The organism is Bradyrhizobium embrapense (genome assembly GCF_001189235.2).
Classification (GTDB): Bacteria; Pseudomonadota; Alphaproteobacteria; order Rhizobiales; family Xanthobacteraceae; genus Bradyrhizobium; species Bradyrhizobium embrapense.
The window spans coordinates 57058-82473 of record NZ_LFIP02000007.1 but is presented as its reverse complement, the minus strand read 5'-3'; the positions used below and the strand labels follow the sequence as shown (position 1 = coordinate 82473).

Annotated in this window: 12 protein-coding genes and 1 pseudogene; 12 read left to right on the top strand and 1 reads right to left on the bottom strand. The window is 58.9% G+C overall.

Features of this window, described 5'->3' with window-relative positions:
- Positions 1-514 precede the first annotated feature (514 nt).
- On the top strand, positions 515-700 hold the full coding sequence (locus AKN83_RS38690) for a hypothetical protein (protein WP_083992266.1): 186 nt from the start codon (positions 515-517) through the stop codon (positions 698-700).
- A gap of 666 nt (positions 701-1366) precedes the next feature.
- Here the strand turns inward: AKN83_RS38690 and AKN83_RS27720 are convergent.
- Positions 1367-1918: a MarR family winged helix-turn-helix transcriptional regulator gene (locus AKN83_RS27720; RefSeq protein WP_244522121.1), complete on the bottom strand. Its 552-nt coding sequence runs from the start codon at positions 1916-1918 to the stop codon at positions 1367-1369.
- Between the two features lie 681 nt (positions 1919-2599).
- On the opposite strand from AKN83_RS27720, the gene noeE reads away from it, so the two are divergent.
- From noeE to AKN83_RS27660, 11 genes and pseudogenes are all read left to right on the top strand, one after another.
- Positions 2600-3859 carry a nodulation protein NoeE gene (noeE, locus tag AKN83_RS27715; protein ID WP_050404861.1) on the top strand — a complete coding sequence of 420 codons (1260 nt, stop codon included), beginning with the start codon at positions 2600-2602 and terminating at the stop codon, positions 3857-3859.
- 231 nt (positions 3860-4090) lie between these two features.
- Positions 4091-5026 (top strand): sulfate adenylyltransferase subunit CysD, encoded by a 936-nt coding sequence (gene cysD, locus AKN83_RS27710; protein ID WP_283807415.1) that lies wholly within the window; start codon positions 4091-4093, stop codon positions 5024-5026.
- Positions 5026-6912, top strand: coding sequence for a sulfate adenylyltransferase subunit CysN (gene cysN, locus AKN83_RS27705; protein ID WP_050404859.1), 1887 nt, complete (start codon positions 5026-5028; stop codon positions 6910-6912). The genes cysD and cysN overlap by 1 nt, the downstream gene beginning before the upstream one ends.
- Positions 6913-8012: 1100 nt before the next feature.
- Positions 8013-9068 carry a HoxN/HupN/NixA family nickel/cobalt transporter gene (locus AKN83_RS27695; protein ID WP_050404858.1) on the top strand — a complete coding sequence of 352 codons (1056 nt, stop codon included), beginning with the start codon at positions 8013-8015 and terminating at the stop codon, positions 9066-9068.
- Positions 9069-10396: 1328 nt separating this feature from the next.
- A complete protein-coding gene (locus AKN83_RS27690) occupies positions 10397-11986 on the top strand; it encodes an NAD(P)/FAD-dependent oxidoreductase (protein WP_083992265.1) in 1590 nt (529 codons plus the stop codon).
- On the top strand, positions 11986-12309 hold the full coding sequence (locus AKN83_RS27685; protein ID WP_050404857.1) for a hypothetical protein: 324 nt from the start codon (positions 11986-11988) through the stop codon (positions 12307-12309). Before AKN83_RS27690 ends, AKN83_RS27685 begins: the two co-directional genes overlap by 1 nt.
- Positions 12310-12462: 153 nt before the next feature.
- Complete coding sequence (locus AKN83_RS27680; protein WP_050404856.1) at positions 12463-13644, top strand: MFS transporter; 1182 nt, start codon at positions 12463-12465, stop codon at positions 13642-13644.
- Positions 13631-14023 carry a 6-carboxytetrahydropterin synthase QueD gene (gene queD, locus AKN83_RS27675; protein WP_050404855.1) on the top strand — a complete coding sequence of 131 codons (393 nt, stop codon included), beginning with the start codon at positions 13631-13633 and terminating at the stop codon, positions 14021-14023. The genes AKN83_RS27680 and queD overlap by 14 nt, the downstream gene beginning before the upstream one ends.
- 777 nt (positions 14024-14800) lie before the next feature.
- Positions 14801-15868 (top strand): annotated as a pseudogene (locus tag AKN83_RS27670) (IS630 family transposase).
- Positions 15771-16181 carry a hypothetical protein gene (locus tag AKN83_RS27665; protein ID WP_206600819.1) on the top strand — a complete coding sequence of 137 codons (411 nt, stop codon included), beginning with the start codon at positions 15771-15773 and terminating at the stop codon, positions 16179-16181. The pseudogene AKN83_RS27670 and the gene AKN83_RS27665 overlap by 98 nt, the downstream one beginning before the upstream one ends.
- Positions 16182-18869: 2688 nt before the next feature.
- Entirely contained in the window at positions 18870-25223 is a 6354-nt protein-coding gene (locus AKN83_RS27660; protein ID WP_244522120.1) for a shikimate kinase, read from the top strand.
- Positions 25224-25416: the final 193 nt, after the last annotated feature.

Sequence of the window (25416 nt, the reverse complement as noted above, 5' to 3'; positions counted from 1 at the left end):
AGCTATTGCCCTTCTCGCCCCGCGTCAAGCGCGGTGAAAGCTGGCCGTTCAAAGCAACAGACTCGTCCCTCCAACTCTGAGCCGAGACCGGACGACGGGTGCGAAGTGGAGATTCGATCCGGCGTTCTCGCCAGCGCAAGAAGGCTCTGACTGTCTAGACAGCGCAGCGCGCCAAGCTAGTGGGCGACCGTGGTAGGGATTGCTGCGATGTGTCACGGTCATCGAGCGTTAAGCCTCCACGCCTAATACAAATCACGAACATGCCTGATTCGGAGTTTGTTCAAGCTTACCATGCCCTGCTTGCTCGCTTCCTTCCAGCAACATGTTGGTCTGCGGGCATAGCTTCGAATAACCAGGCGAAGCCTCTCGGCACCTGTACTAAGTTTACAATAGTCGAGTGCCTCGTCTTCTGAACACGTATCATGGCGCGAGTTCCTATGATTGCCTCTTTTTTACGGTCGTCGCTCCGAAAAAACTATGTTACAAGCCGATCCTCTCAAAAGGAGCATTCACTGTGAAAAAAGCAACTAAGAAACGCGTTAAGCGGCGCGAGTGGACCAAGGCAGATATCAAAGAGCTCAAAGTCCATTCGAAGGCTCGGACTCCCGTCATAAAAATTGCAAAAATGACCAAACGCAGCGTCGCTGCGTTGCGCCAGAAGGCATTAAATCTCGGAATAGGACTCGGACATCAGCGGTAGCTTACTTGGCAGCGCTGGTAGCCGGCACAAAAGGGTGGCTCGCGGGCCGCCCTTTACGTCCGTTAAAATTGTTTTGCAGGGCCTGCCAATTGCTGTGGAAAGAGCTTTTCACGCGCATGGTTTGTCACTCTCGTGGAACGGGCTCCAGTGCTTCGTCATCTTTGAGGTTAAAGCAGTAAGGCCGCGAAGGCCGCTTTGCTCTTTACGATCGAGAGCGATGAGACAATCTTACGACCGGTCCTGCTTCGAATTGTTCCAGTTTCGATGGTCGCTCGTTCCCGTTAAGGATCGTAGAATGCTGCGGATCGCTTTGAAGGGCTACGATTGTTCTCGGTGACGGCGAGACGGAGTGCTCCAAATAGCAAGCCGCATCCCTGCAAGTCATGACCCGCACGCCGCCGCAGTCGAAGCTCATGCTAGGCTAAAGCTTTGGCGTAGGCGGTGGCCGCGGAGCTTGTTGGTGAACTTGAACTCCCAAGCGATAGGGCGCGCTCAGCAGCAATTGAAAAAGCGCCCTGTTGGCTTGATAGACGGCGGCGGAGCGATTGCGTGCTGAACCCATCATCACCTGCAAGCCTTCGGCAGTGTGAAGGGACCATAACCACCTTCGACCGCGCTGCCTCACGAAATATTCGAAAGCCGGGAGAGTCCGATGATTGGCCAGCTTCATTTCTGACGATTGTTCGTTTTGGTCTTCTGGATTCCAGAGCGGGCCTTCTCCAAGCGATGCCTCACTGCGGCCAGCCCGGCCATGAACTCGCTTGATCCGTCATGGCCGAATTCGTCAAAAGCCTGTACATCCTGCGCTTCCTCTCGAGGCGTCAAACTTGCAAGATGCTTGCGCGTTTTGGCAGTCAGCGACATCTGAACTACTCGCGCATCGGCTGTGGATGGCTTGCGCAGCAAGAATCGCTTTTTCTCCAAGATTTTTGAGTGGGTCGTGACAAAGGAAGGATCGACGTGCATCAAGCGTGACACTAGGTTGACGGACACACCTTTTTCTCTGCCCAGATAGTCCACTGCCATCAGGATCATCCATTGTGGCCCAGTGATGCCAAGCACATCGGCACGAAATTTGGCGAGTTCTTCGAGGCAGGCACTGATCGATCTGATCTCCCACATGAACGGCCGGAATATCTCCTGTCCGTCAGTGGAGATACGATAAGGCGCGGTTGCTGGACTCGGTAAATCCGGCGGCATCGTGGGCCAGGGTTCCATCCTTTACAGACTTCCATTAGCGCGGATTAGAAATCGGGACAACGCCGCAAGAACAAGCAAGTCAGATAGTTGGTACAGTTCGGACCGATGTGGGACTTGCGATGGGCAGGCTGGTAGACGTGCAAAACGCTCATTGTGTTGGCCGAGCAGCGGCAGGCAGTTGCGCCGGGGCCGATATCGCGCGCTGAAAAGATTTGATCCGATCTGCCATTTGAGATGCCCTCGTTCTTTGTTCCGCTCGCCGGCCTGTCCGCTCTATATGTCGAACTTCTCCGGTGTACGCCGAGCACCAGGGAAGTGCATGTTGCATTTACGTCTTCAATGGGCTGGCAAGCAGAATCGCGTCGACTGTACTTGATATCGCCCCATGCCCCGCGGTCGTTGCCCGGCAAACTTCCGTATAGTTCATTCCATCTTTCCCATATGCGCAGCAAATCTTCGTGCAGTTGCGCTGGTCCTTGACTTCGCCTTAACTGTCGAGCAATCGGGGCGATCACAGCTGTCAAACGCTTCTGCGATCCCCGCCCAACCGATTGAACTTAACGGCTCTCAAATCATGAGTGGCAGCCGAAATCCTCGTAGCAGTAACGCTTGGTATACGAGCGGACGCCTCAACTGAGGCTAGGGCCGGCTTTATTTTGCTCAATCGAACGCGGCTCGCTCTTCGAGAGGACCTGAATTATGAGTTGTGCTTCTGGCCGTTCGCCTGCGGTCTGCTTTCTCCTCGGACTTCCGCGAGCCGGGACGACACTCCTGGCGCACCTGCTCCAACGCCATCCAGACGTCCTGGCTCCGCCTGAACCCTGGTTGATGTTGGCACTTGAAGCTTTTGGAAGGGTGGATCAACGCCACCCGGCAGGACCCTCGTTGATTGAGGTCGCAACCTCCGAATTCCTAGGACGCATCGATCGGACGATTGCGATCCGGGCTTTTGCCGATGCAGCATACGGTCAGTACCTGACAGCAGCGGGCAAGCGGATCATCATAGACAAAACGCCACGCTATTGGACGGCGCTCGAATTCCTTGAACGTGTCTATCCAGAAGCGTCACACATCCTCTTGCTGCGCAATCCTTTTGCCATCGCGGCTTCACTGAAATCCACGTGGGGCATCCCGCTTCGGGCCGAGAGCTCCTATTCGGTCAGCGTCTCCAGCCTCGCCGATCTCATGCTCCGGCTGCCCGATGTCATCATATCTTCACTCGCCGATTTGGTTCTGGGCTTTCCCAGGCTGGCAGCGCACCGCACGCGCGCGCAGACACAGCTGGTGCGATATGAACTCGTGGTGGCGCATCCGGACCAAGAGATTCGGCGCCTGCTATTGGGGCTCGGCTGTGATCCGGCGGCCGCCGCATATGCGAGCATGGGACAAGTAGATTATCTTCGATCCAGCAGCTTCGGAGATCGAAAGATCCTGGAACGAAACGCGGTCGATCAAAGCTCTATCAAGACATGGCAATCCCAACTAAGCGTCGAAGAGATGCAAACTGTGACCGATCTGGTCGGCACCAAGCTTTTGACAGAACTCGGCTATGAGGAGGACCTGCTGCTTGCACAGCAAGCCGGAGTTGTCGATAGGGGACCTCATCTAACTGAACTCTATCGACAGATATTCCAAACCTGGTGGGATTTACGAGCTGGCAAGGCGGCAGCATCGTCCGGGCCGTATCAATCCGAGCAAGTCCACACTGCTCGGCAGCTTCCAGAGAACGTTCGTGCCACGTGCGACATGTCCGTGGTGCAGGCACAAGATCTGTCCGCCCCCAGCTTTGCCGAAAATGTGCTGCTGGCCGATCCAATGAAAGCGCAGCTGCAACAGGCACTGTTGGCGTCAGAAGCTGATCGAGCTGCAGGGCTCGATGCTATTCGGACTCGCGACGCGGCTATTGAGATTTTGCGAGGCGAGGTCGCGCGGCTTGAGCAGATCGTCAATATGGCTTAGGGTGATCTGGATGCTTGCGATCAAAACACGCTGGCTGATTTAGCCAGACTTCCTACCACTCAACGCGTTGATCTGCGCCAATAACGTGTGAGGCAGGCGCCGGCGGCACCACGGTGGAATGCGACATGCCCCGAGAGTGTCAGTCAGTCAGCTGCGCAACCGGCATTTGATCGCTTGGATAGCGACGCGCAGCGGCGAGCTCGCACCCGACATTCCTCCTCTGGGCCGGGGCTGCAGAACCGAGATCCTGCATCGAAAAGAACACATATGCTGCCAAAACATCTGCGCCGTCTTGAAGCTGAATCGATCGAAATCATGCGTGAGGTGGCCGCCGAGTTCAAAAGGCCGGTCATGCTTTACTCGATCGGAAAGGACTCGAGCGTTTTGCTGCACATCGCAATCAAGGCGTTCTATCCAGCAAAATTGCCTTTCCCCCTGCTTCACGTCGACACGAACTGGAAGTTCCGCGAGATGATCAGCTTCCGGGACGCGACGGCCAAGCGGCTCGGCGTCGAGCTGATCGTCCATGTGAATGAGGAGGGTATTGCGCGCGGCATCAATCCGATCGACTCCGGCTCGGCGCTTCATACCCAGGTGATGAAGACCGACGCCCTGAAGCAGGCGCTCGAGCTTTACGGATTTGATGCCGCGCTTGGCGGAGCCAGGCGTGACGAGGAAAAGAGCCGCGCCAAGGAACGGATACTGTCCTTCCGTTCGGCCGGACACGTATGGGACCCCCGCAACCAGCGGCCGGAGCTCTGGAGCCTGTTCAACACGCGGATACGGACGGGCGAAAGCATGCGCGTGTTTGCGATGTCAAACTGGACCGAGCTCGACGTATGGGAATATATCATGCTTGAAAAAATCCCGGTCGTCCCGCTCTACTTCGCGAAGCAAAGACCGACGGTGCGCCGAAACGGCGCGACGATCATGGTCGACGACAGGCGATTGCCGCTCAACTGCGATGAGACGCCGCAAATGCGCATGATCCGCTTTCGCACGCTGGGATGTTATCCCTTGAGCGGGGCCATTGAATCCGATGCGACGACGATCGAAGACGTCGTCGCAGAAATGCAGACTGCATCGGTGTCGGAGCGTCAGGGGCGCCTGATTGATACCGATGAAGCCGCTTCTATGGAGAAGAAGAAGCGGGAAGGTTACTTCTGATGACTTCCATAGCAATATCGAAACCTGTCCACCCTCGTGCAAGGGACCAGCTGCGATTCATAACGTGCGGCTCGGTTGACGATGGAAAATCGACCCTGATCGGCCGGTTGCTGCACGACAGCAAGATGATCTACCAAGACCAGCTTGCGGCAGTGAAACGCGACAGCATCAGGCACGGCAGTGCCGACATCGACTTCGCGCTGCTCGTGGATGGGCTCGAGGCCGAACGGGAGCAGGGCATCACGATCGACGTAGCTTACCGCTTCTTCACGACGTCGCGGCGCTCTTTCATGGTGGCTGACACTCCCGGCCACGAGCAGTACACCCGCAACATGGCAACCGGTGCCTCGAATGCGCAGCTCGCAATCATCCTGATCGACGCCCGCAAGGGTGCGTTGGTTCAGACCCGCCGCCACTCCTTTATCTGTTCGCTGCTTGGCATTCGCCATGTTGTGCTGGCAGTGAACAAGATCGACCTTGTCGCATACAGCAAGGTTGCTTTCGATCGGAGCGTCGCCAGCTATCTGGCCTTTGCCGCCGGCCTTGGCTTTAGCTCGATTGTTCCGATCCCGATCTCCGCCCGCCATGGCGACAACGTCGTTGATCGGTCCGCTCATACCAAGTGGTATAATGGTCCATGCCTGATCGAGCATTTGGAGAGCGTCGATATCCAGTCCGACACCGCAAGCCAGGCATTCCGCTTTCCAGTCCAATGGGTGAACCGGCCCGACCCGGACTTTCGCGGCTATGCCGGATCGGTGGCTTCCGGCAGGATCTCGGCAGGCGACGATGTCGTTGTCGCCGCATCCGGACGCACCACCCGTATCAAGCGGATCGTGACCCAGGACGGCGACCTTGTCCATGCCGAAGCCGGCGATGCCGTTACCATTACGCTTGAAGACCAGATCGATATCGGCCGTGGCGATCTTCTGTCGCGGCCAACCGAACGCCCCAGTGTCGCCGACCAATTCGCCGCTTATCTGATCTGGATGGACAGCGACCCGCTCGCTCCCGGACGAAACTACATCCTGCGAATTGGCTCGCAGACGGTTGCCGGCAGCGTTACCGCAATCAGGTATCGGATCGATGTCAACACGTGTGAGCACCTGGCGGCCGAGACGCTTTCTCTCAATGAGATCGCGTTCTGCAATGTTGCGATCGCACTGCCCGCCGCATTCGATCCTTACGACGTCAACCGGAAAACCGGATCATTCATCGTCATTGATCGTTTCACTAATCGTACGGTCGGCGCCGGCATGATTGCGTTTCCGCTGCGGCGGGCCACCAATGTTTCCTGGCGGGCGCCTTCGGTGGGCAGGAGTGAACGCGCCGCGCTCAAGCATCAGAGGCCTTGCGTCGTCTGGTTCACCGGTCTGTCTGGCGCGGGAAAGTCGACAATCGCAAATTTGGTTGATCAGAAGCTGCTCGCGATGTCGCGGCATGCCATGCTGCTGGATGGTGACGACCTCCGGAACGGATTGAACGCGGACCTGGGCTTCTCGAAAGCTGAGCGGGTGGAGAACATTAGGCGCGCCGGACAGGTTGCCAAGTTGATGCTGGATAGCGGCTTGATCGTGATCTGCTCGTTCATCTCCCCCTACAGGTCCGAACGAGACATGGTTCGCAGCCTGATTGGCAAGGACGAGTTCGTCGAAGTCTTTGTCGATACGCCAATCGAGGAATGCGCAAGGCGGGATCCAAAAGGTCTCTACTCGAAGGCGAAAGCCGGTGAGATCAAGAATTTCACAGGCATCGATGCGTCCTACGAAGCGCCGATAAGGCCGGAAATTCATCTCAGGACGACGGAGCAGACGCCAGAGCAAGCAGCGGAAGTCGTCATCGCCGCCGTGATGGCGCGTACGCTCCTCTGCGATGAGCGGCGATAAGCCTGTCGCCTCGTCGTCGTGGATGCCGCTCACCAGGCTACTGGTCTGGCAAGGGCGACTCGGATTAAGTGGGAGCATCGATCGGATTCGTCGATGCTAAGGGATTAAGATGGTTGCATCCAGTCGTCGATTGCCGGCTTCGGGTTATGTGCTCGAAGTCGATGGTCAATTGAAAACCGAGTTTGCGACAAGAGACGGCGCCTGGGCAGGAGCGCAAGAACTTAAGAGGCGCCGTCCCATGCTCCAGGTCAGAGTGTACGACGCCATGACGAAGGACAGAGAGGAAGTCAGCCTTCCAGTCTAAGTGTTTTCAAGCGTCCTTTTTTCTGCGTGGGGCCAGCGCCGCTCTGAGCTGCTGTGCAGGCAGAGCCGCAGTGTCCTGGAGCCTCGATCTCGTCCGCAACTCCGAGACTGAGGGGCTAGGTTACCGCTTTTTCCTCAGCCACGGCGTCTCACGCTGTCCGCCGGCGACTACTTGACGCGCCCTCAGGCCATTTCACTTTATCATCGGTAGTGTTCGAAAGGCTATTGAGGGCGTTGGCTGGGTTCTATCAGGACAATGCCGGAGCTGCCCTGCGTAACTGTAAGCGGCGAGGCGATGACCATTTCATGCAGCCGGTAGTCGCAATCCTGAGACGGGGCGGTAAGAGCGGCGAACCGGAGCCAGGAAACCTGCTGCCAGCTTTGGTCATGCGCAATGCGTCGGACGGGGTGACCTGAGGCACTGGTTGGCCCGTTAAACTTCACCACGGCGCAGATCCAGATTGCAACGTCAACGCGGCGGCGCAATCGCGCGACACGAGCTGACGCCAGGATAGAAGCCGCACGAAGCGGTCAAGCACGTTAGCCCAGCAGAGCGGCATGAAACCTGCACCGCGAGGGGGCACCAACCCTGATAAGTAGGAAATGCCAACCAACTCCACTGCCGTTGCGACCAGCGCAATTGTCCACCTCGTGCTGCGAATGGCCATGATCATCCGATGCTGTATCCGTCGGTTCGTATTCAGTCTGAACGGACCAGCTTTGGCGTGCGCGGCGCTTATGCAACAGGAAACGTTCGTGACCAAACTCATGCCTAGACGCGCTACCGAAGCAAGATCATGTTCACATATCTAAAGCTTGCCTTAGACGACGCATCGGCGGCCTCGCGTAGTCGTATCATCTCGCTCTATGCCTTCTTGTTGGTTATCAATTGCTTGGCCTGGACCTGGGCCATCGTAGCGCTGTCCGACAGGCCGACGCTGCTGGCGACAGCCTTGCTGGCCTATGTGCTCGGCCTTCGGCACGCCGTCGATGCAGATCATATTGCGACCATCGACAATGTCGTTCGCAAGCTGATGCAGGATGGCAGGCACCCTCTCGCGGTCGGACTTTTCTTCGCCCTTGGCCATTCCTTGTCGGTTGCAGTAGCGGTCGCCGCGATCGCTGCTGCGGCGCTCGCCCTGCAAAGCGGTTTCCAGGAGTTCCGGGCGGTCGGCAGCATCATCGGCACCGGTGCATCAGCCTTCTTCTTGCTGACGATTGCTGCCATCAATCTTGTGATCCTACGGGATGTCTGGCGGAGCTTTCAGCGTGCGCGGCGTGGCGAACGAATTGGAGAGCATGAGTTCGATCTGCTTCTGTCCGGTCGTGGCTTGCTGTCCCGGCTCTTGCGCCCTCTGTTTCGCATGGTGACGGCGAGCTGGCAGATGTTCGCGGTCGGTCTGTTGTTCGGCCTCGGATTCGATACCGCGACGGAAATCAGCCTTTTCACCGTCGCAGCCGGTCAAGCTTCGGGAGGGCTGGACTTCAGCACGGTGATGATATTTCCGGCTCTCTTCGCCGCCGGCATGATGCTTCTCGATACGACCGACAGCGTCTTGATGGTCGGGGCGTATGGCTGGGCTTTCCTCAATCCGATCCGCAAGATCTGGTACAATCTGACCATTACGGCAATCTCAGTCGTCGTGGCGTTGCTGATCGGCGGCATCGAAACACTTGGCCTGCTCGCTAATAAATTGGCCCTTGAAGGCACCTTCTGGAGCGCGGTGGACGATCTCAACGCCAGCTTGGCCAATTTCGGCTATCTTGTAGTTGGCATCTTCCTGGTCAGTTGGGTGCTGTCATTTGCGATCTATCGCTGGCAAGGACTCGAAAAGCCGCTCAAGCCGGGGTGAGCTCATACGATCGGATAAACTTCGGCTCCGGAAGCCTCCAAGCTTAAGCGCGACTCGATGCGCGAACGCATCTCGGTCGGGGAGTTCCCGCGCGTTGTGATGCAGCATGGGGATTTCCTGCATGATTGATCCCCCTAGTCTCACACTTGACAGTTTTGTGGAGCTGTTCCGCTATCGTTGATAGCAGACGTCATATCTGGTACCTCGCGCCTGCAGGGACACTGGTGCAAACCGACATCGGGCGGATACGCGTTCTGAAGCACAGCAAGGTAGATAGTTGGATCGTGACGGTTGTCATCAAGAAAAATGCCGACCACAAGCGGCTTCGATCACACAAGCTGCGTGACTAGTGTCGCCGGCGCGACCCAAGCTGTGGGCTGACCAGGAAGGCGGGCATGCTAATGCTGCAATCCTCAGCTGTTCGATCGAGAGGAGCAACTGAGACGGTTCGCGGTCGGCTGAGGCGACTATCGTTGCACTTGATGACAAGATCAATCCAATCACCGCACTTTTCAGCGTCATCCGCTTCGAGGGTCTGACATCGAACAATGTCGGGTTCAATACCACCGGCACACAAGCGATACGAAATAGCCGATCGCAAGCGTTCAGAAGCGTGAATAGTTTTGCCGCTCTATGGCCAAGCGCACGGAGTTCCTGAGTTCCACTGGTTCGCTGCGTCGGTAATAGCCGGCAAAGCGGCTTGGTCGTGCGGCTAGAACAGCCTCCGATATTGAGTTCGAAAGTCACCATGGAATATCGGCAACACCCTATGACGATATTAGTCATCGTCCGGCCTACTTCACATCTGGGTAGTCCGCTTCTCCGCCTTTCGATGTCATGAAATGTTGGCATCGCTCTTGCTGGTGCACAACAGGGTCAGTCGAGTGCTTAAGAAGCCGCCCAAGTTCTTCCTGTCGCGTGATCAACTGCGTCGCTTTCCATCGGACGGCAAGCGACGCCTCCAGGAATGAAACATCTGCGTCTTCGATGCATCGAGCCCTAATCGACCGCTCGCTAATAGCCGCCAGAGGTGACCGGTCGTTGGTTCATCAACTCAAGTGTACTGACCAGCTCCTGCCCCTGAAGCGACCGCGGATCGGGCTAGCGACCTCAGAATGCCGGTTAGATAGCTATGTTTGGTTTATCGACCAGGAACGACGCGGTACAGGACCAATGTGGGAATGACATGATCGAAAATGACATGATCGAAGACGGTCTCGCAGGCGCACCGCGGCAGTGCGACCAGTCTGCACTGCAATGTGCGCGCTTCTTGAAACCGATCGCACGAGCCGTCGTCTTCGTCGGAACGAGCCGAGGGATGATCGCAGGTGCAGAACGAATCGGTGATCAGGCGGCGGGATTTGCTGGCGCTGATCGGGACCATCGCCGGCAGTTCGGCGATGTATCACGCGATGACGAGCCTCGGCTTCGCATCCGAGTCCGCCTATAAGGGGCCGCTCAAGCTCGCGGGCGACGTGAAGGGCGCTTCGGTGCTGATCCTCGGCGCGGGACTTGCCGGCATGACGGCGGCGCTGGAGCTGCGCAAGGCCGGCTACAAGGTCCAGATCCTCGAATTCAACAGCCGTTCAGGCGGCCGCAACTGGTCGATCCGGGGCGGCGACAGCTTTACCGAGCTCGGCGGCTTCAAGCAGACCTGCCAGTTCGAGCAGGGGCTCTATCTCAATCCCGGCCCGTGGCGGATTCCCTATCATCACCGCGCGCTGCTCGACTACTGCCGCCGCCTCAACGTGACGCTGGAACCCTTCATCCAGCTCAACCACAACGCCTATCTGCACGCGACGCGTGCATTCGGCGGCAAGCCGCAACGCTTTCGCAGCATCAAGGCCGATTTCCAGGGCGGGGTGGCGGAGCTGCTGGCGAAGATCAGCCAGCAGGGCAGGCTCGACGAGTTCGTCACCAAGGAAGATCAGGAGATCCTGCTCCAGGCGCTGCGCGACTGGGGTGCGCTGGATCGCGACTACAAGTACAATGCCAACCTCGGCTCCGCCGAGTTCCGCGGTTATGCGCGCAATCCCGGCGGCGGCTTGATGGGCGATCCGCTGCCGAGCGACCCGATCCCGCTCCAGGAGCTCTTGCGGTCGCGGATGTGGCGCTATCTGCAAAGTTTTGCACGCTACGATTTCCAGATGACGATGTTCCAGCCGATCGGCGGCATGGACATGATCGGCAAGGCGTTCGCGCGCGAGGTCGGCGATCTCATCCGCTACAATTCCAAGGTGACGCAGATCCAGCAGAACGGCTCGGGCGTCACCGTGAGCTATGTCGACACCGCCAGTCCATCGGCGGTGCAGCAGGCGACCGCCGACTGGTGCATCTGCACCATCCCGCTGCCGATCCTGAGCCAGCTGCCGGTCGACGTCGGCGCGCCGATGAAGAATGCGATCGATTCCTTGCCCTATGCCGCCTCGGTGAAAGTCGGGCTGCAGTTCAAGCGGCGGTTCTGGGAGGAGGATGAGGCGATCTACGGCGGTATCAGCTACACCGACCTGCCGATCCAGCAGATCGCCTATCCGAACTACGGCTTCAACCGCGGCGGCCGCGGCATCCTGCTCGGTGCCTACATGTATGGCGGCGCCAATTCGTTCGAGTTCACCGCGATGACGCCGGCCGAGCGGGTCGCCAGCGCGGTCGAGTTCGGCGCCGCGATCCATCCGCAATACCGAAGCGAATTCGAGCACGGCGTCGCGGTGGCCTGGCATCGCGTGCCGTTCACGCTCGGCTGCGTCGGCCAGTGGACCGAGGCCGCCCGCGCCCAGCACTACCGCAATCTGTGCCAGATCGACGGCCGCATCGCGCTGGCAGGCGAGCACGCCTCGCAGCTGCCATGGCAGGAAGGAGCGATCCTGTCGGCGATCGACGCCATTACCCGATTGCACGAACGCGTGGTGAAGACGTGATGATGCGGGCAGACACAGCCGTCGCCGCCGCGCTGGCGTTGCTGCCGACAAGCGCGACCCTTGGAGAGGACAACGCCACGGGCAAGTGCACCTTCTCCTCGGACCGTGGATTTCTAACCAGCGATGACGCTGTCGACCTCCCTGAGGAACTGGAGACGCGCTGGGTCGGCGATGGCTGCGACTGGCGTCCGTCAGGGAGCCTTGCTTGTCAATGTGACGTCGACAGTGCCGTCTACTGGGAAGGCAATTGGGCTCAACAAGATGAAGGGCAGGTGCGGTCTGCATTCATCGAGTATGGCCTGATCCGAACCGATAACGGCTAGCCGCTATCAGTTCAAACCGTTCTCTTAAGGCACGTGCGGAATCGATTTCGGGAGGAATAGGCAGATGGGAAATCGTTACGTGCCACTCATTGGGATGGTTGCGTTGGCTAGTCAGCAGTATCTGGCGATCGCGTTCATCTATTCGGCCATCCCGTGATCCTTCGGGGCAACGGTGCCAGCTTGGAACTGGTCGGCCTATATGGCACCGCTTTCTTTGCATTCACCGTTAACTTCCTTTGGGCCCCGGTGGTGGATCGATGGAGCCTCAATCGTCTCGGGCTGAGACGTTCGTGGATCTTGCTGACCCAAGTCGCCAGTACCATTGTGCTGGCAGCGATGGCGTTCTTGAATCCAAAAACCGATTTTGTCTCGCTTTTCCTTGTTTCCCTGGTACTTGCGACCATTGCTGCCACGCAGCGGATCGCATCTTTGGGCTATATAGCCGAAGCTCTCACTTCCAGCGAACGGCCGCTCGGCGCAGCGCTGCTGGGTTGGGGGCGGGCCATCGGCCATGTCATCGGCGGCGCCGTCTGCCTCCAATTGATCGAGATGGTCGGTTGGCGTCCAGCTTTGTTGGGTTTGGCGATACTGCTAGCCGTTTTCGCTGGTTGGGTGTTCGCTATTTCTGAACCGCTCCAACGCAGCGACCGATGGAGCTCGACGCAGCGCCTCTCGATCTCCGCGATCTTTCGCTACCATGGTCTGTGGACGACTCCCGCATTGATCGTGCCGGCAGTTATCGGGATCGCTGTGGCGTTCGCGACGGTTCAGTTACGGCTCGTTGACCTCGGCTTCGCCGCAGCCGACATTGGATGGATCGGAGCGCTTTCGAACGTATTGACGTATACGGTGGTAGCGCCGCTGACCAGCGCCATCATCGGCCAAATGGCACCGCAGCGAGGCTTGATCGGGGGCTGCGCAGTCATGGCGATAAGTTTCGGCGCACTTGCGATGGTTGATCGCTACGTCAGCGTTCGCGTAAGCGCCGTCGTGGGCGTCGGCATCGTTTTCGCGGCACTCGCTGTTCAGCATGTTACATTCACGAACTGGTTTCTCGGGCTCGCCCGGCCGGGCAAGGCAGGGACAGATGTCACGTTTCTGACTTCGGTAATGTCGGCGTCAGCGTTGGTGGGCTTCGCAGCGAGTGGGTTTGCCGTGGCGAGGTTTGGTTATGCTGTCACGCTGATACTCCCGGGCCTCGGCTCTGCTCTCTCCGCCTTGCTCGGCCTGGCATTGCTCCGTCAATCTGATAAAGAAGGGCCGGCGAGGGTTAGTAGGCCCTTGCCTGCGGAGCAAATTGTCGGCGCGAGGGAGTTACGGAATGAACGACGATGATGCAGTGATCACGCTGATTGGCCGCACCTATAGTTTTGAATCAGCTCATCGCCTTCCCCATCTCCCCGATGGCCATAAATGCAAGAACCTACACGGCCACAACTATCGTATGGAAGTGGTGATGCGCGGAGGGGTGGACGCGAGGGGCTTCGTGAGGGACTTCGCTGAGATGGATGCCGAACTGGAGCCGCTGTTGAAGCGCGTCGATCACCGACTGCTCAACGATGTCGATGGATTGGAGAACCCAACCGCCGAGATCATCGCCCGTTGGTTCTTTGATCGCATTTCCAATTGCGCGAGTGTGCGGATTTATGAGACCGCCGATTGTTGGGCGGAGGTTGCGGCTTATGGCGGCAGTCTAAAAGGCACGCCGAGTTAGTCGGGGGTGGTGAAACGCCAAGGATGCCGGGCAATGTGCCGGTGCTCGGCGGCGTCCGCGTGTGCCTAGGTAAGAACTCGGCCGATATTTCAGCAGCCGTGCCATCGATATTCTCACCGGGTCCGTCAACGATCACCCGAAACTGCCTCTCGACAGTTTGTTGCCACGGCCCGAGGGAAACAGTTGGAATCAGGTTTAAGTGAACCCATCAAGCGAGCAACAAAACGTGTCATCGAGAATTTTTCTGAGGTGAGACTCGCTTCTCGAAATCGGCTGAGTAAAGCGCTTCCTGGAGAGCCGAAATGAATCTGAGGCCGCGCCCTACGGCACACCCCCGTGAAGGGATCGTGAGAGGCTGGCGCACGAGCCAGCTCCTAATTCGCCGCAAGTACCAGGCGAGCTTCGATTTGTCCTTTCGCCCCCCCCCCCCCCCCAAAACCGGCATGCATTCTAATGCATCCTACGGACCAGATGTTGATCTTCTCAGCGCGTCTGTTGCCGAAACTCTCCACCATTAGCGCTTCGGAAAGAAGGCGCGGGTGTTTGAAGGAGCCACCCGCGCCAAGTTTGCTTCGCCAGCTTGGCCTGCCTTGGGGGGTGTGAAGATAAACAGCCAAGCCGATAAGATTCGCAGCAATTCATGTGCCAAGTGGGTCACCATGCAAGAGTAGCAAACAGGCAGTACTCGACAGAGCGCAGCGGCTAGTGTTCTGTCCCCTAAGTCCGTAGCATAGTTATTGCATTGGTTTCGGGTATCCTGATCGAAGGAGATACCCGATGCGCACCGGACGGCCGAAGGCGCCGCTGACGATTTCGAGTGACGAACGTACGCAACTCACGGCCATCACGCGGTCGCGCTCGTTCCCTGCGGCGCTGACGCTGCGGGCAAAGATCGTGCTGGCCTGCGAACTTGAACCGAGCAATGTCATCGTGGCGACGCGGCTTGGTGTCAGCCCCCATACGATAGGCAAAGGGCTCAATCGGCTCGTCGCAGATCGGATCGAGGGACTCTACGACGAGATGCGTACAGGCCTCGCACGGTTGAGGATGAGGCTGTGGCCGAGATGATCACCAAGACACTCGCTCGCAAGCCCAAAGCCGCAACCCATTCGAGCGTGCGCCATCGCCTAAGAGACGGGCATTGCCAAGAGCACCGTTCATCGCTTGTTCCAACTCTTCGGGCTGCAGCCTCACCGCACTCGCAGCTTCAAACTCTCGACCGATATCTTCTTTGTCGAGAAGCTGCGCGATGTGGTCGGGCTCTATCTCAATCCGCCTGACAAGGCCGTGGTGCTTGGCGTCGATGAGAAGAGCCAAATTCAGCCCTCGAACGAACCCAGCCCATGCTTCCTATGGGGTTCGGCTACATCGAAGGCGTCACCCACGACTACGAGCGTCATGGCACAACCGCTCTGTTCGCCGCCCTTAACATGCTCGACGGCGCAATCACCGCTCCATCGTCAACAGGAGTTCCTCGCCTTCCTGCGCCACAGCGAAGCTAAGTGCCGCCCCAACTGGACATCCATCTCGTCGTCGATAACTACGCCACCCACAAGCATCCCAAGGTTAGGACCTGGCTCGCCCGACGCCCGCGTGGGCACATTCACTTCACGCCAACCTACGCCTCCTGGCTCAACCAGGTCGAACGCTACTTCGCGCTCATCACCCAACGTGCGATCCGGCGGGGATCGTTCGATTCCACCGCCGACCTCGTCAAAAAAAATCGACCGCTTTATCCGCACCCACAATGCAGATGCTCGTCCCTTCGTCTGGACCGCGACTGCCGACTCCATTCTCCAGAAACTCGCGCGACTTTGTCAGCGAATTTGCGGGACAGAACACTAGAGACCTCGTGCCGCTGGCGGTTCGAGTGATCGATCGGATCGCCAAGGACTCGGAAACGCAGGAGATGATGCAAGAAGGCGGCACGAAAAACTTGCAGAATTGGCAGGCGAACGTGTCGGACCTCCACGCGCGGCTCGTTAAGCAATGGCACGGAAGTCAGCGCGTTTGGATCGGTCACGCCGACCTACAACGCCAACGGCAATCTGACGTTCGATGGCACCTTCACCATGGCGACGACGCCGAATACCGACTGATCTGCGGCAGCTACCATCTTCGATCCGGTACGGGGTCAGAGCTGGCCTCGGTTGTCTGAACAGCAATTCCGCGTCGATAAGTGGAGCTTCTGCCGAGTTAAGCTGCCGCGGAACGGCAGCGAGCTGAAGTAAGCTTGATCCGGGGTGGCCCCGTCAAGGCTCGGGTGGGGACGCCGGCCATTGTAAAAGACGAGATCTCGGATTTCGAAGTAGCACTAAGGACCAACCGCTAGCGAAAAATCACATCCGTCGCCATTGCATTTGATCTTTCGATCAGCGGCTTATGTGCTTACCGCAAACGAAAAGCAGGAACAAGCTTTCGGGGGAAATACGCATAGTGCGATCCGGACGCGGATCGCGTCATCATGTCCGAGCGCGCCAGCGTCGATATGCCCCAATGCAGAATGACCTACGTGATCGATAATTCTTTTCAGTACGCGCAACTCGATAATCTATGATTAAAGGAATGGTCGCAATAGACTCATATAGCAACCGGTCATTGTCTCATTGACGCGATCAGCGCCCGCACAGAGAATTTCGACGATGCTGGTTGTCGCATTGTCCGTCGCGGCCAATCAGATCTCGCAAGCGTCTCGTTTTTCAAACCTTTCGACCTGTGATCCTGCAAACGACGATAGTGCTCCTGAACTTGCTCTGTGGAGTCATCATCCGGCAGTCATCAACGCTCTCCACAACATCTGCCTAAGCCGGCGACCACTCGCGCTAAGACCGGAGAATCACGCATTCGCCGTGGGTTCCCTGGATCCTGCTTGAGTTCGTCAGCTGTTCATAAGCAAACGCATGGAGGATGCGTTAGGTGGGGCAGTCAACAAACGCAAACTTTCGATCGCGATGGGCTCATAGCTGATTTTGACCGAGGTATTGGCCTTTCGTCGATTTCTCGAATTGCGAGCGCCGTTGACCATCCAACAGAGTCGAGCTTGGCTCGGGTGCGCGTCGCCGCAAAGCCTATGACGGAAGAGCGACGAAAGTTCAGGAGTGCCACTCACGCGACATAGAGCGCAGGGCTTGAATCGGACCCTGCGTCAAGTTGTACAGTTCGCGCAGACATGCCCGCGAAAGCACTGACGAATGAAGCAACCATTTTCTTTTGTGCTATGTTCTACTTTCGGTTTGCGGGCCCTAATCGGAGTTGCGCATGCTGTCCGTCGCTCGACTGCACCATACACGATACTGATCGCGAGCCAGCCTCTAGGTGATCGGAATGGGCACATCATTTGCAGTCTTCAATACGCCTGTCGCGTTGCCGATGGGCAATCGAAGGGCGAAGGAATCACGGCGATCGGTCAGCACATGGGCAGCGAAAAAGGGGACGTACTTGGCTCCGCTTGCGTTCACCGCGAGCTCGAAGTCTCTTGTGCCTAAACGGGAGCATGCAATTCAAAGAGCTTCGCGTGTTTGGCAGTTGCTGATTCGACGAAGTCATTCGGTGGCTCATCAGACCACGAGGATAGCGGTCGAGCCGACAAGTGAGTGTCGCAATCGTCAGGCAGGGCATCCAGGTACATTGGATAAAGATAATGAGACGCATTGACGAGGGCGACAAGTCGCCCATTTCGGAATTTGATGCCGCTGAAGGTCGAGGCGCTGACGGTTCTAGCGCCAAACCGGCTTGTGCTCCTGGTGAAGAGGGGCCATCGTTCGGTTCCATTGTGGATCGGATGCGGTCCGAGCTTCAGGATTCAGGTCCTTCGGATTCTCGCAGCATGCAGCGCGACAGCGGTGCAGGCCGATTTGCTGCTCCCTCCTCCGGTGCACATCGGCTCCTCGGGGTCGCGTTGCAGGCCGCAATCGGTGGAAGTCGTCGTCGTTTGCGCTCCTTGCCGGAATCCGGCTCGTCGCGAACGGATGGGGAACTGCCGCGCGATGATCCAGAGACGGAAAGCCCGCTAAGGCGCCCTCTCCCGTCGCGCGAAGCGGATGGACCAGAAGGGGGGCGCGTCCACGATGCGCCTATCCAGAATGTCCAAACCCCGGGCCTGCAAAGACCTTATAGAACGCACAGTGGGAGACCAAGGCGAGATGCAGGCTTCTCGCGTCAAAGTGGCGAGGAGCTATGGCGCGACGCTCGAGAGGCTGAAAGCTCGCACGCGAGCAGACGCCCACTGGATACGCAGTCCGTGTCTGAGGGAAGTGGTAGACCAGGAAGGTGGTGCGTCGGCGATGCGCCTGCGCAACCATTGCAGCCTGGGAGCTCGGAGCGAGCCCATGGACCTGATCGTGGCGCAGCCAATCTGGAAATTACTCCATCGGCTTCGGATGGTGACCGGCAACGCGCCGATCGGACCACTGACCGCCCGCAAACAGGCAGGCTAGCGCCGCATGGCCAATCCATCTCTGACCGAAGCGGCCGAACCGGAAGGTCGCATGTCGACAATGCTGCCCTGCAGACTGTCCAAGTTGGAACACCGGAAAGGCGTTCTAGACGTTCGGATGAACTAAATGCCGCCTTAAGGGAAATCGCCAGCGCTCGCGACATCGGCGTTTTCTCACGCGCAGTTGTACGTTACAGCAAGCAGCTGGGAAGGCAGGATCGTTCAGACTTTCTGCAAACCGCAGCTGCCCGCTTCGATGCTCGATTTGTGCCGCTGTTGGAGGAAAATATCCGGTCCTCGTGGGGATACGCCACGACATGCAATGAGCTGAGCCGGGAAGCTGGAGGTGAGGCCGGCATAAGAGCTTGCCAGGCCTTAGCGGTTCGGTTGTCGCGCCTCGACAAGACGCTTATGAAGCAAATCGATCCCATCGCACTCTCTTTGTTTGCGTTATCGTTCGGCCGACATTCCTCGGTGGCGAGCTGTCGCGAGGCTGCCGTCGCAATCGCCGGTGAGGTGCCGTCCCAGCTCTCGCGTTTTGACCCGCAGGCGCTGGCCAACCTGGTGAACGGTTTCAGCAAATGGCCGAACGCGGCGGACTGTCGTGAGGCTGCCGCCGCAATCGCCGGTGAGGTGCCGTCCCAGCTCTTGCGTTTTGCTCCGCAGGGGCTGGCGAACCTGGTGAACGGTTTCAGCAAATGGCCGGACGCGGCGGGCTGTCGCGAGGCGGCCGTCGCAATCGCCGGTGAGGTGCCGTCAATGCTCTTKCGTTTTGCCCCGCAGGAACTGGCGAACCTAGTGAACGGTTTTAGCAAATGGCCGGACGCGGCGAGCTGTCGCGAGGCCGCCGTCGCAATCGCCGGTGAGGTGCCGTCTAAGCTCTTGCGTTTTGAGCCGCAGCACCTGGCGAATCTGGTGAACGGTTTCAGCAAATGGCCGGACGCGGTGGAGTGTCGCGAGGCTGCCGTCGCAATCGCCGGTCAGGTGCCGGCCAAGCTCTTGCGTTTTGACCTGCAGCACCTTGCGAACCTGGTGAACGGTTTCAGCAAATGGCCGGACGCGGCGGGCTGTCGTGAGGCTGCCGTCGCAATCGCAGGTCAGGTGCCGTCCCAGCTCTTGCGTTTTGATCCGCAGGCGCTGGCGAACCTGGTGAACGGCTTCAGCAAATGGCCGGACGCCGCGGGCTGTCGCAAGGCTGCCGTCGCAATCGCAGGTCAGGTGCCGTCAAAGCTCCTGCGTTTTGCCCCGCAGGAGCTGATGGACCTGGTGAACGGTTTCAGCAAATGGCCGGACGCGGCGGGCTGTCGCGAGGCTGCCGTCGCAATCGCAGGTCAGGTGCCGTCCCAACTCTTGCGTTTTGACCCSCAGGCGCAGGCGAACCTGGTGAACGGTTTCAGCAAATGGCCGGACGCGGTGGAGTGTCGCGAGGCTGCCGTCGCAATCGCAGGTCAGGTGTCGTCCCAGCTCTTGCGTTTTGACCCGCAGGCGCTGGCGAATCTGGTGAACGGTTTCAGCAAATGGCCGGACGTGGTGGGCTGTCGCGAGGCTGCCGTTGCAATCGCAGGTCAGGTGCCGGCCAAGCTCTTGCGTTTTGTCCCGCAGCACCTGGCGAACCTGGTGAACGGTTTCAGCAAATGGCCGGACGCGGTGGGCTGTCGCGAGGCTGCCGTCGCAATCGCAGGTCGGGTGCCATCTCAGCTCTTGCGTTTTGCCCCGCAGCAGCTGGTTCAACTGGTGAACGGTTTCAGCAAATGGCCGGACGCGACGGGCTGTCGCGAGGCTGCCGTCGCAATCGCCGGTGGGGTGCCGTCCCAGCTCTTGCGTTTTGACCCGCAGGAGCTGGCAAAGCTTGTGAACGGCTTTAGCAAATGGCCGGACGCGGTGGACTGTCGCGAGGCTGCCGTCGCAATCGCAGGTCAGGTGCCGTCCCAGCTCTTGCGTTTTGACCCGCAGGCGCTGGCGAACCTGGCGAACGGTTTCAGCAAATGGCCCGAGGAAGCATCTGCGGGCCAAGCGACGATCGCGATCGCTCGTGAGGTCCGCCGCCGTGGCGATCAACTCTCCCATTTTACTCAGCAGGCGCTGGCGAATCTGGTGAACGGATTCAGCAAGTGGTCGGAAGACCCGGGCACTTGCCAAGCCGCGGCCGTAATCGCGGGTGAGGTCGGTCGCCGCCCGCTCTCCGATTTCACGCCGCAGCAGATGGCACATCTGATAAATGGCTTCAGCAAGTGGCCCGACGACGCAGCGTGTCACCGGGCGCTGGTGGATGTCGCACGCGGACTAGGCCGGGCAGGCCAACGCTTCGGTACCTTCACGACGCCTCAGTTCGGCATGATCGCCAATGCCCTGGGGCGAAGTATCGTGAGAGGAGAGGAGGCGGGCGAGATCACAGAGACCGCTCTGCTGAAGGATCGTTTGCATCAGTTGGCCCATCACCTTCACTATGACAATGATCGGCTGGAGCAGAGCGATGTTCGGACCATAGCCAGCATTTTCAAGGCCTTGTCGAAGGCTCGGCTGTTCGAGGATCTGGGCTCACTCGCCCCGACCGGGTTGGATCGGCTCAACGAACTGCATCGTGCCCCTGGTTTTGCCGCTGAGAATAATCTCGAAACCATGGGCAATCTCTGTGCCGCGCTGGTGCCGCTGGCGCGCAGCGCGCACCTGCGCTGGCACCGCAGAGTGGCTCTCCACTTGCTGAACGATCTCCAGCCGGTCGTGGAGCAAAAGATTGCGGCGCACTTCAATGCAAGCGCGGCAGAGCGAACCCGTGGGCCGCTCGCCAGTCGCGGTCCTGCGCTCTCGATCTATCAGATGATGAAAGCTCGTGCGGTCCTGGCGAACATGTTCAAGCGACCGGATATCGAGGGCAAGAAGGCCGATTTGCGCAAGAGGCAGCAAGAGCTCCGGCACGGTACCAAAGAGACCCTGGCCAGGACGCGCGACCTCATCCAGGGTGATCTTTCCAACATGAGCTGGAACCTGATCGCGCAAATCGAGGCAGAGAGCCCGGTCGATGCGCTGGACGCATTCGTCGAGCAGAACGCCGCAACGATCCAAGACAAATATCCTGCGTCCATATTCGATGTTCACGAGGTATTGCGAGCCATGGATCACGAGCCGAGGCCCCCACAGGGCAAGGCTGGTCTGATGCGGTTGCCGGTGGTGGACATGCAGGGACGGCCGCTGGCCACGGATCCCGAGACACGATACTCGATCTTTCATCGGCTGACCTCAGGGGCGATCGAGGTGGTCGCCGTCCAGCTGCCAGCAAAGCCGAGCGCCCTCATGCTGGCGCGCACGTTCACGTATAAGGGGGTGCCCTACCGCATGGACCTGTTCGGCGGCAGCAAGTTGAAGGCACCAAAACCGACCGTGCTCGAAATCGCCGCCCGTGCTCCAGCCAAGCCGGCAATAGCACCTTCGGGAGGAAAGCTGCTCGCCATTCCCTATGCCGAAACAGCTCCGGGCACGTCTTTCGAAAAGCTGATGCGCGCCTGGGCGCCCTTCAAAGAGGCTTATTGGTACACTCAGCGTAGGGGATTTGCGGCGCCCCCCGCAATCAAGGATCTCGGCCCTCACGACTACGCGCTCGAGGGCGCTTTCAAGCTGTTGCTGGCGCCAGACCGCCCGGCCAACGTGGCGCATCCCTTCAGACTGACCGGACCGGAAGGCCCGATTGCTCTGCGACCGCATGACGGCTGTGGCTTCATCAAGGCCTCACTCGCCGAGCGTATGCTCGCCGTTCGCCGTGCCGGCCCGAAGGAAGGTCCCGATCGGATGCCGGCCTATGGCGAAGCAAGCAGATCGTTCGTACCGGCCTCGGCGCTGCAACATTATCCGCGTAGTGAGCGAGTGGCAGGCGAGGCGCGCGAGAAAGCCAAGGCTTGGCTGGAGAGCAGAGGAGGAGAAAGCCTGATAGGCGAGCATCTGTTTCGTATGGTGACAGCAGGCCACATCGACGGTTCCGGCGCGGTTGCCGTCCCGTCCAGTGACGATTATCTCCATGTGTCACAGCGCAAGAGCGAGACGTTGACGGGAACGGGGGGCGTGCTGATCGGGCGGTCTCCCTATGACAATCCCAACCTGCGCCCGCTTGCCCACGAACGCGTCAAGTCAGCCGCTGATGGGGACCCGACTGCGGCATTCCTCGATAGATGCGTGGCCATGCAATACAGTTTCAGCGTCGCTGAGAAGTCGCGGGAGCAACTGGCGGCCGACGATCCGAGCTTCTTTGCCAAAGGCATTCTGATCGTGGTGCCGGACGAGCTGTGGCCGGCCGACTACGCCGATCGTGGCCTGGTGATGTCGGCTGAGGACGTCAAGTGCCATTCGAGCTGGACCGAGGGCAAGGACCGCGTCAAGGCGGACACGCTGGTCGACTGCGTCGGCATCCTGCAGGCGACCGAGGTGTTTGCTCCGGGTTCGTTGGTCGCCGTCCCGACCGGTGAGCAGATAAAGCTCGACGGCGATTTCGACGGAGATACGATTGTGATCGTCGGTGACCGGCCGCAGTTTTATGAGCATGTTCGCCTGTTCGATGACAAGGAGCAAGCCCGCGGGGTTCGCTCGCTCAAGCCACCAAAGTCGCATACGCCGGCAATCGAGGGCAATGATTACAAATTCAGTCGTGCCAGCCAGATCCTCGCGGCGACGCGGGATACTTTGGAGACTTATAGCGGCCTGCAGCGGAGTTTTCTGGCGCAATCCCATCAAGCACGGCGTTGGTTTGCCGAGCGCGCAGTGTTTGGAACTTTCGAGGGGTTTCATCACGAACTTCATCGCGACATCCGTCAATTGCTGACCCAGGAGCAGGTGAGCGCCCAGGATGTCGAGCACATGCTCGATAGAGCGAGGCCCGAGATCAAGCTTGCAGATCATGCAGTCGCCCACGAAATTGCCGAGTTCCTCGTCACCGAGCTTGAGGCATGGGCAGCAAGCATGGATGAGCAGGTGCTGCCCGAAACGGTCGAAAGCGCGCGCGATACCAAGCTGACGGTGAGCCCGGCGCTTACAGAGCTTTTCCCAAACCTGGCGGAGACCTATCCGGCTGCCACTCACCCGCGCGAGCGTATCCAGGCCCTGCTCGACAATTGTCCTCCGCGCATCAGTCCACGGCCGGATGGGTACATTGCCGATGACCTCGTGCAAAGCGCAGGCAACCTCTTGAGCCTCGGCATCAAGGTCGGAACGGACGCCTTTAAATCCGACACCAGCGTCCAGCTGTTTATGAAGAAAAGCCAACGGCTCCAGAGCCTCCTGCAGCAGGCGCCGGGCCTGAAGTCGGTGCCCTATGTCAGGAGCATGGCGGCGACCCTTAATCACGGGATGTTCAATGTCGACACGACTTTGGAGGATCTGAAGGACAATCCCACATTGGCGGCTTCAATCATGGAGGCCTCGATCAATCTTGCTGCGGAGAAAGGGATTCTGCCTCGCCCCTTTGACCGGCAGCCTGCCGAGGATACTGCCGTCAAATTGACGCTAACTCGCGAACTGGCCTCGGAGCGCGCCCAAACCGAGGTGGCGCGCGCCGCAGTCGAAGAGAAAGCGATCACTGCAGCGGCGCTTCAGGTTGCCGAGGATCTCCGACAAACGGGCATCGATGTGAAGATGCCCCATCTCGGCCGTCGATTGAAGACAGAAAGCTCCCTCAGAGACCAGCTTATGGTTGTGAATGATGTCCCCGAAGGCGCCTCACAGCTGATCAGCAACGCCGTGCGCCATGTCTTCGAAGTGTCCGATAAGGATTTTGCAAAGGCCTTCCGGAAAGCCATTCTGTCGTTTGAGAAGCAAGGCTACACCGAAATCAGCACAGCAAACTGGTTCAGGATGAACGCTCCGACCTTTGTCGGCATCAAGACTGTGCTCGCCACGCCGGATGGTTACCACTTCGAGGCGGAGTTTCATACGCCGGCCAGCTACAAAGCCAAAATTGCCAATCACGATACTTATAAGGAGCTCCAGCGACTGCGCAGAAGCGATGCACCGGATGACCGTAAGATAGAGCAGCTCACGCAGCGCGTGCGCGAGGTCTGCAGAGAAGTTGCGATACCCGATGGTGTCAAAAACATTCCCCACTTTTCAATCGAAGAGGCGCGTACAGCTGGCGTCGGCGCTGGCTTTGCGCTGCGATCTAGCCGACAAACAGGGACGTTCGAGCGATCACCGACCGCAAAGGAGGTTGTCGCGGCCCTCGACGGCCGGCCGATCGTGCTCGTCGGCATGCCCAGCTCCGGCAAATCCACTATTGGCCCACATCTTGCGCGACGACTAGGGCTGCCTTTCATCGACTCCGACAAAAAGATTGAGGCGATGACTCGCATGTCGATCACGGACATTTTTTCGACCAAAGGGGAGCAGTACTTCAGAGACCTCGAGGCGAGTTTGATCGCGGGGTGTCTCGAGCGGGGACCCACGGTGCTCGCCACTGGTGGCGGCGCGTTCATGCGTGAGGAGACGCGGCGCCGCGTCGCCGAGAAAGGGGTCTCGATCTGGCTCAATACCGACGCGGGTGAGATCAGGAAGCGCCTTGCTCGTGACACGACCCGCCCGCTGTTGCAGACCGAGGACCGGGAGGACAAGATCACGCAATTGATCCGCGATCGCGAACCGTTCTATCAACTTGCCGATCTCACCATCGTCCCGGGAAAGCGTAATAACAGGAGCGCGGATCAATGCGTGGTCGCGCTGCATGCCCATCTTTGCGGCGAGGCGAGCGCGGACCGGATACCGGCCAAGGTCATGGGAGCGCAACCGTGACCTTGCCGCTTACAAGGTTGATTGTCGATATCGCGCGCACTGATCGGTATGAACAGTCTCTTCGCCTCGAGTGGGCACACCCCTCGAGCCAGGCGAAGCTCGCCCTGCTCAGTGCTGTTGTATCAACCTCGTCCGACAATTCAAACGCGCCGAGCCAGGCGCGGCCATCTCGAAACGGCAGAGGTGCCCCACA

Excerpts from the sequence above, each read along its gene's own strand:
- noeE (WP_050404861.1), top strand. The coding sequence starts at position 2,600 with ATGAGTTGTGCTTCTGGCCGTTCGCCTGCGGTCTGCTTTCTCCTCGGA.
- cysN (WP_050404859.1), top strand. The coding sequence starts at position 5,026 with ATGACTTCCATAGCAATATCGAAACCTGTCCACCCTCGTGCAAGGGAC.
- queD (WP_050404855.1), top strand. The coding sequence starts at position 13,631 with ATGAACGACGATGATGCAGTGATCACGCTGATTGGCCGCACCTATAGT.
- AKN83_RS27665 (WP_206600819.1), top strand. The coding sequence starts at position 15,771 with ATGCAGATGCTCGTCCCTTCGTCTGGACCGCGACTGCCGACTCCATTC.
- AKN83_RS27695 (WP_050404858.1), top strand. The coding sequence starts at position 8,013 with ATGTTCACATATCTAAAGCTTGCCTTAGACGACGCATCGGCGGCCTCG.
- AKN83_RS27685 (WP_050404857.1), top strand. The coding sequence starts at position 11,986 with ATGATGCGGGCAGACACAGCCGTCGCCGCCGCGCTGGCGTTGCTGCCG.
- AKN83_RS27720 (WP_244522121.1), bottom strand. The coding sequence starts at position 1,918 with ATGGAACCCTGGCCCACGATGCCGCCGGATTTACCGAGTCCAGCAACC.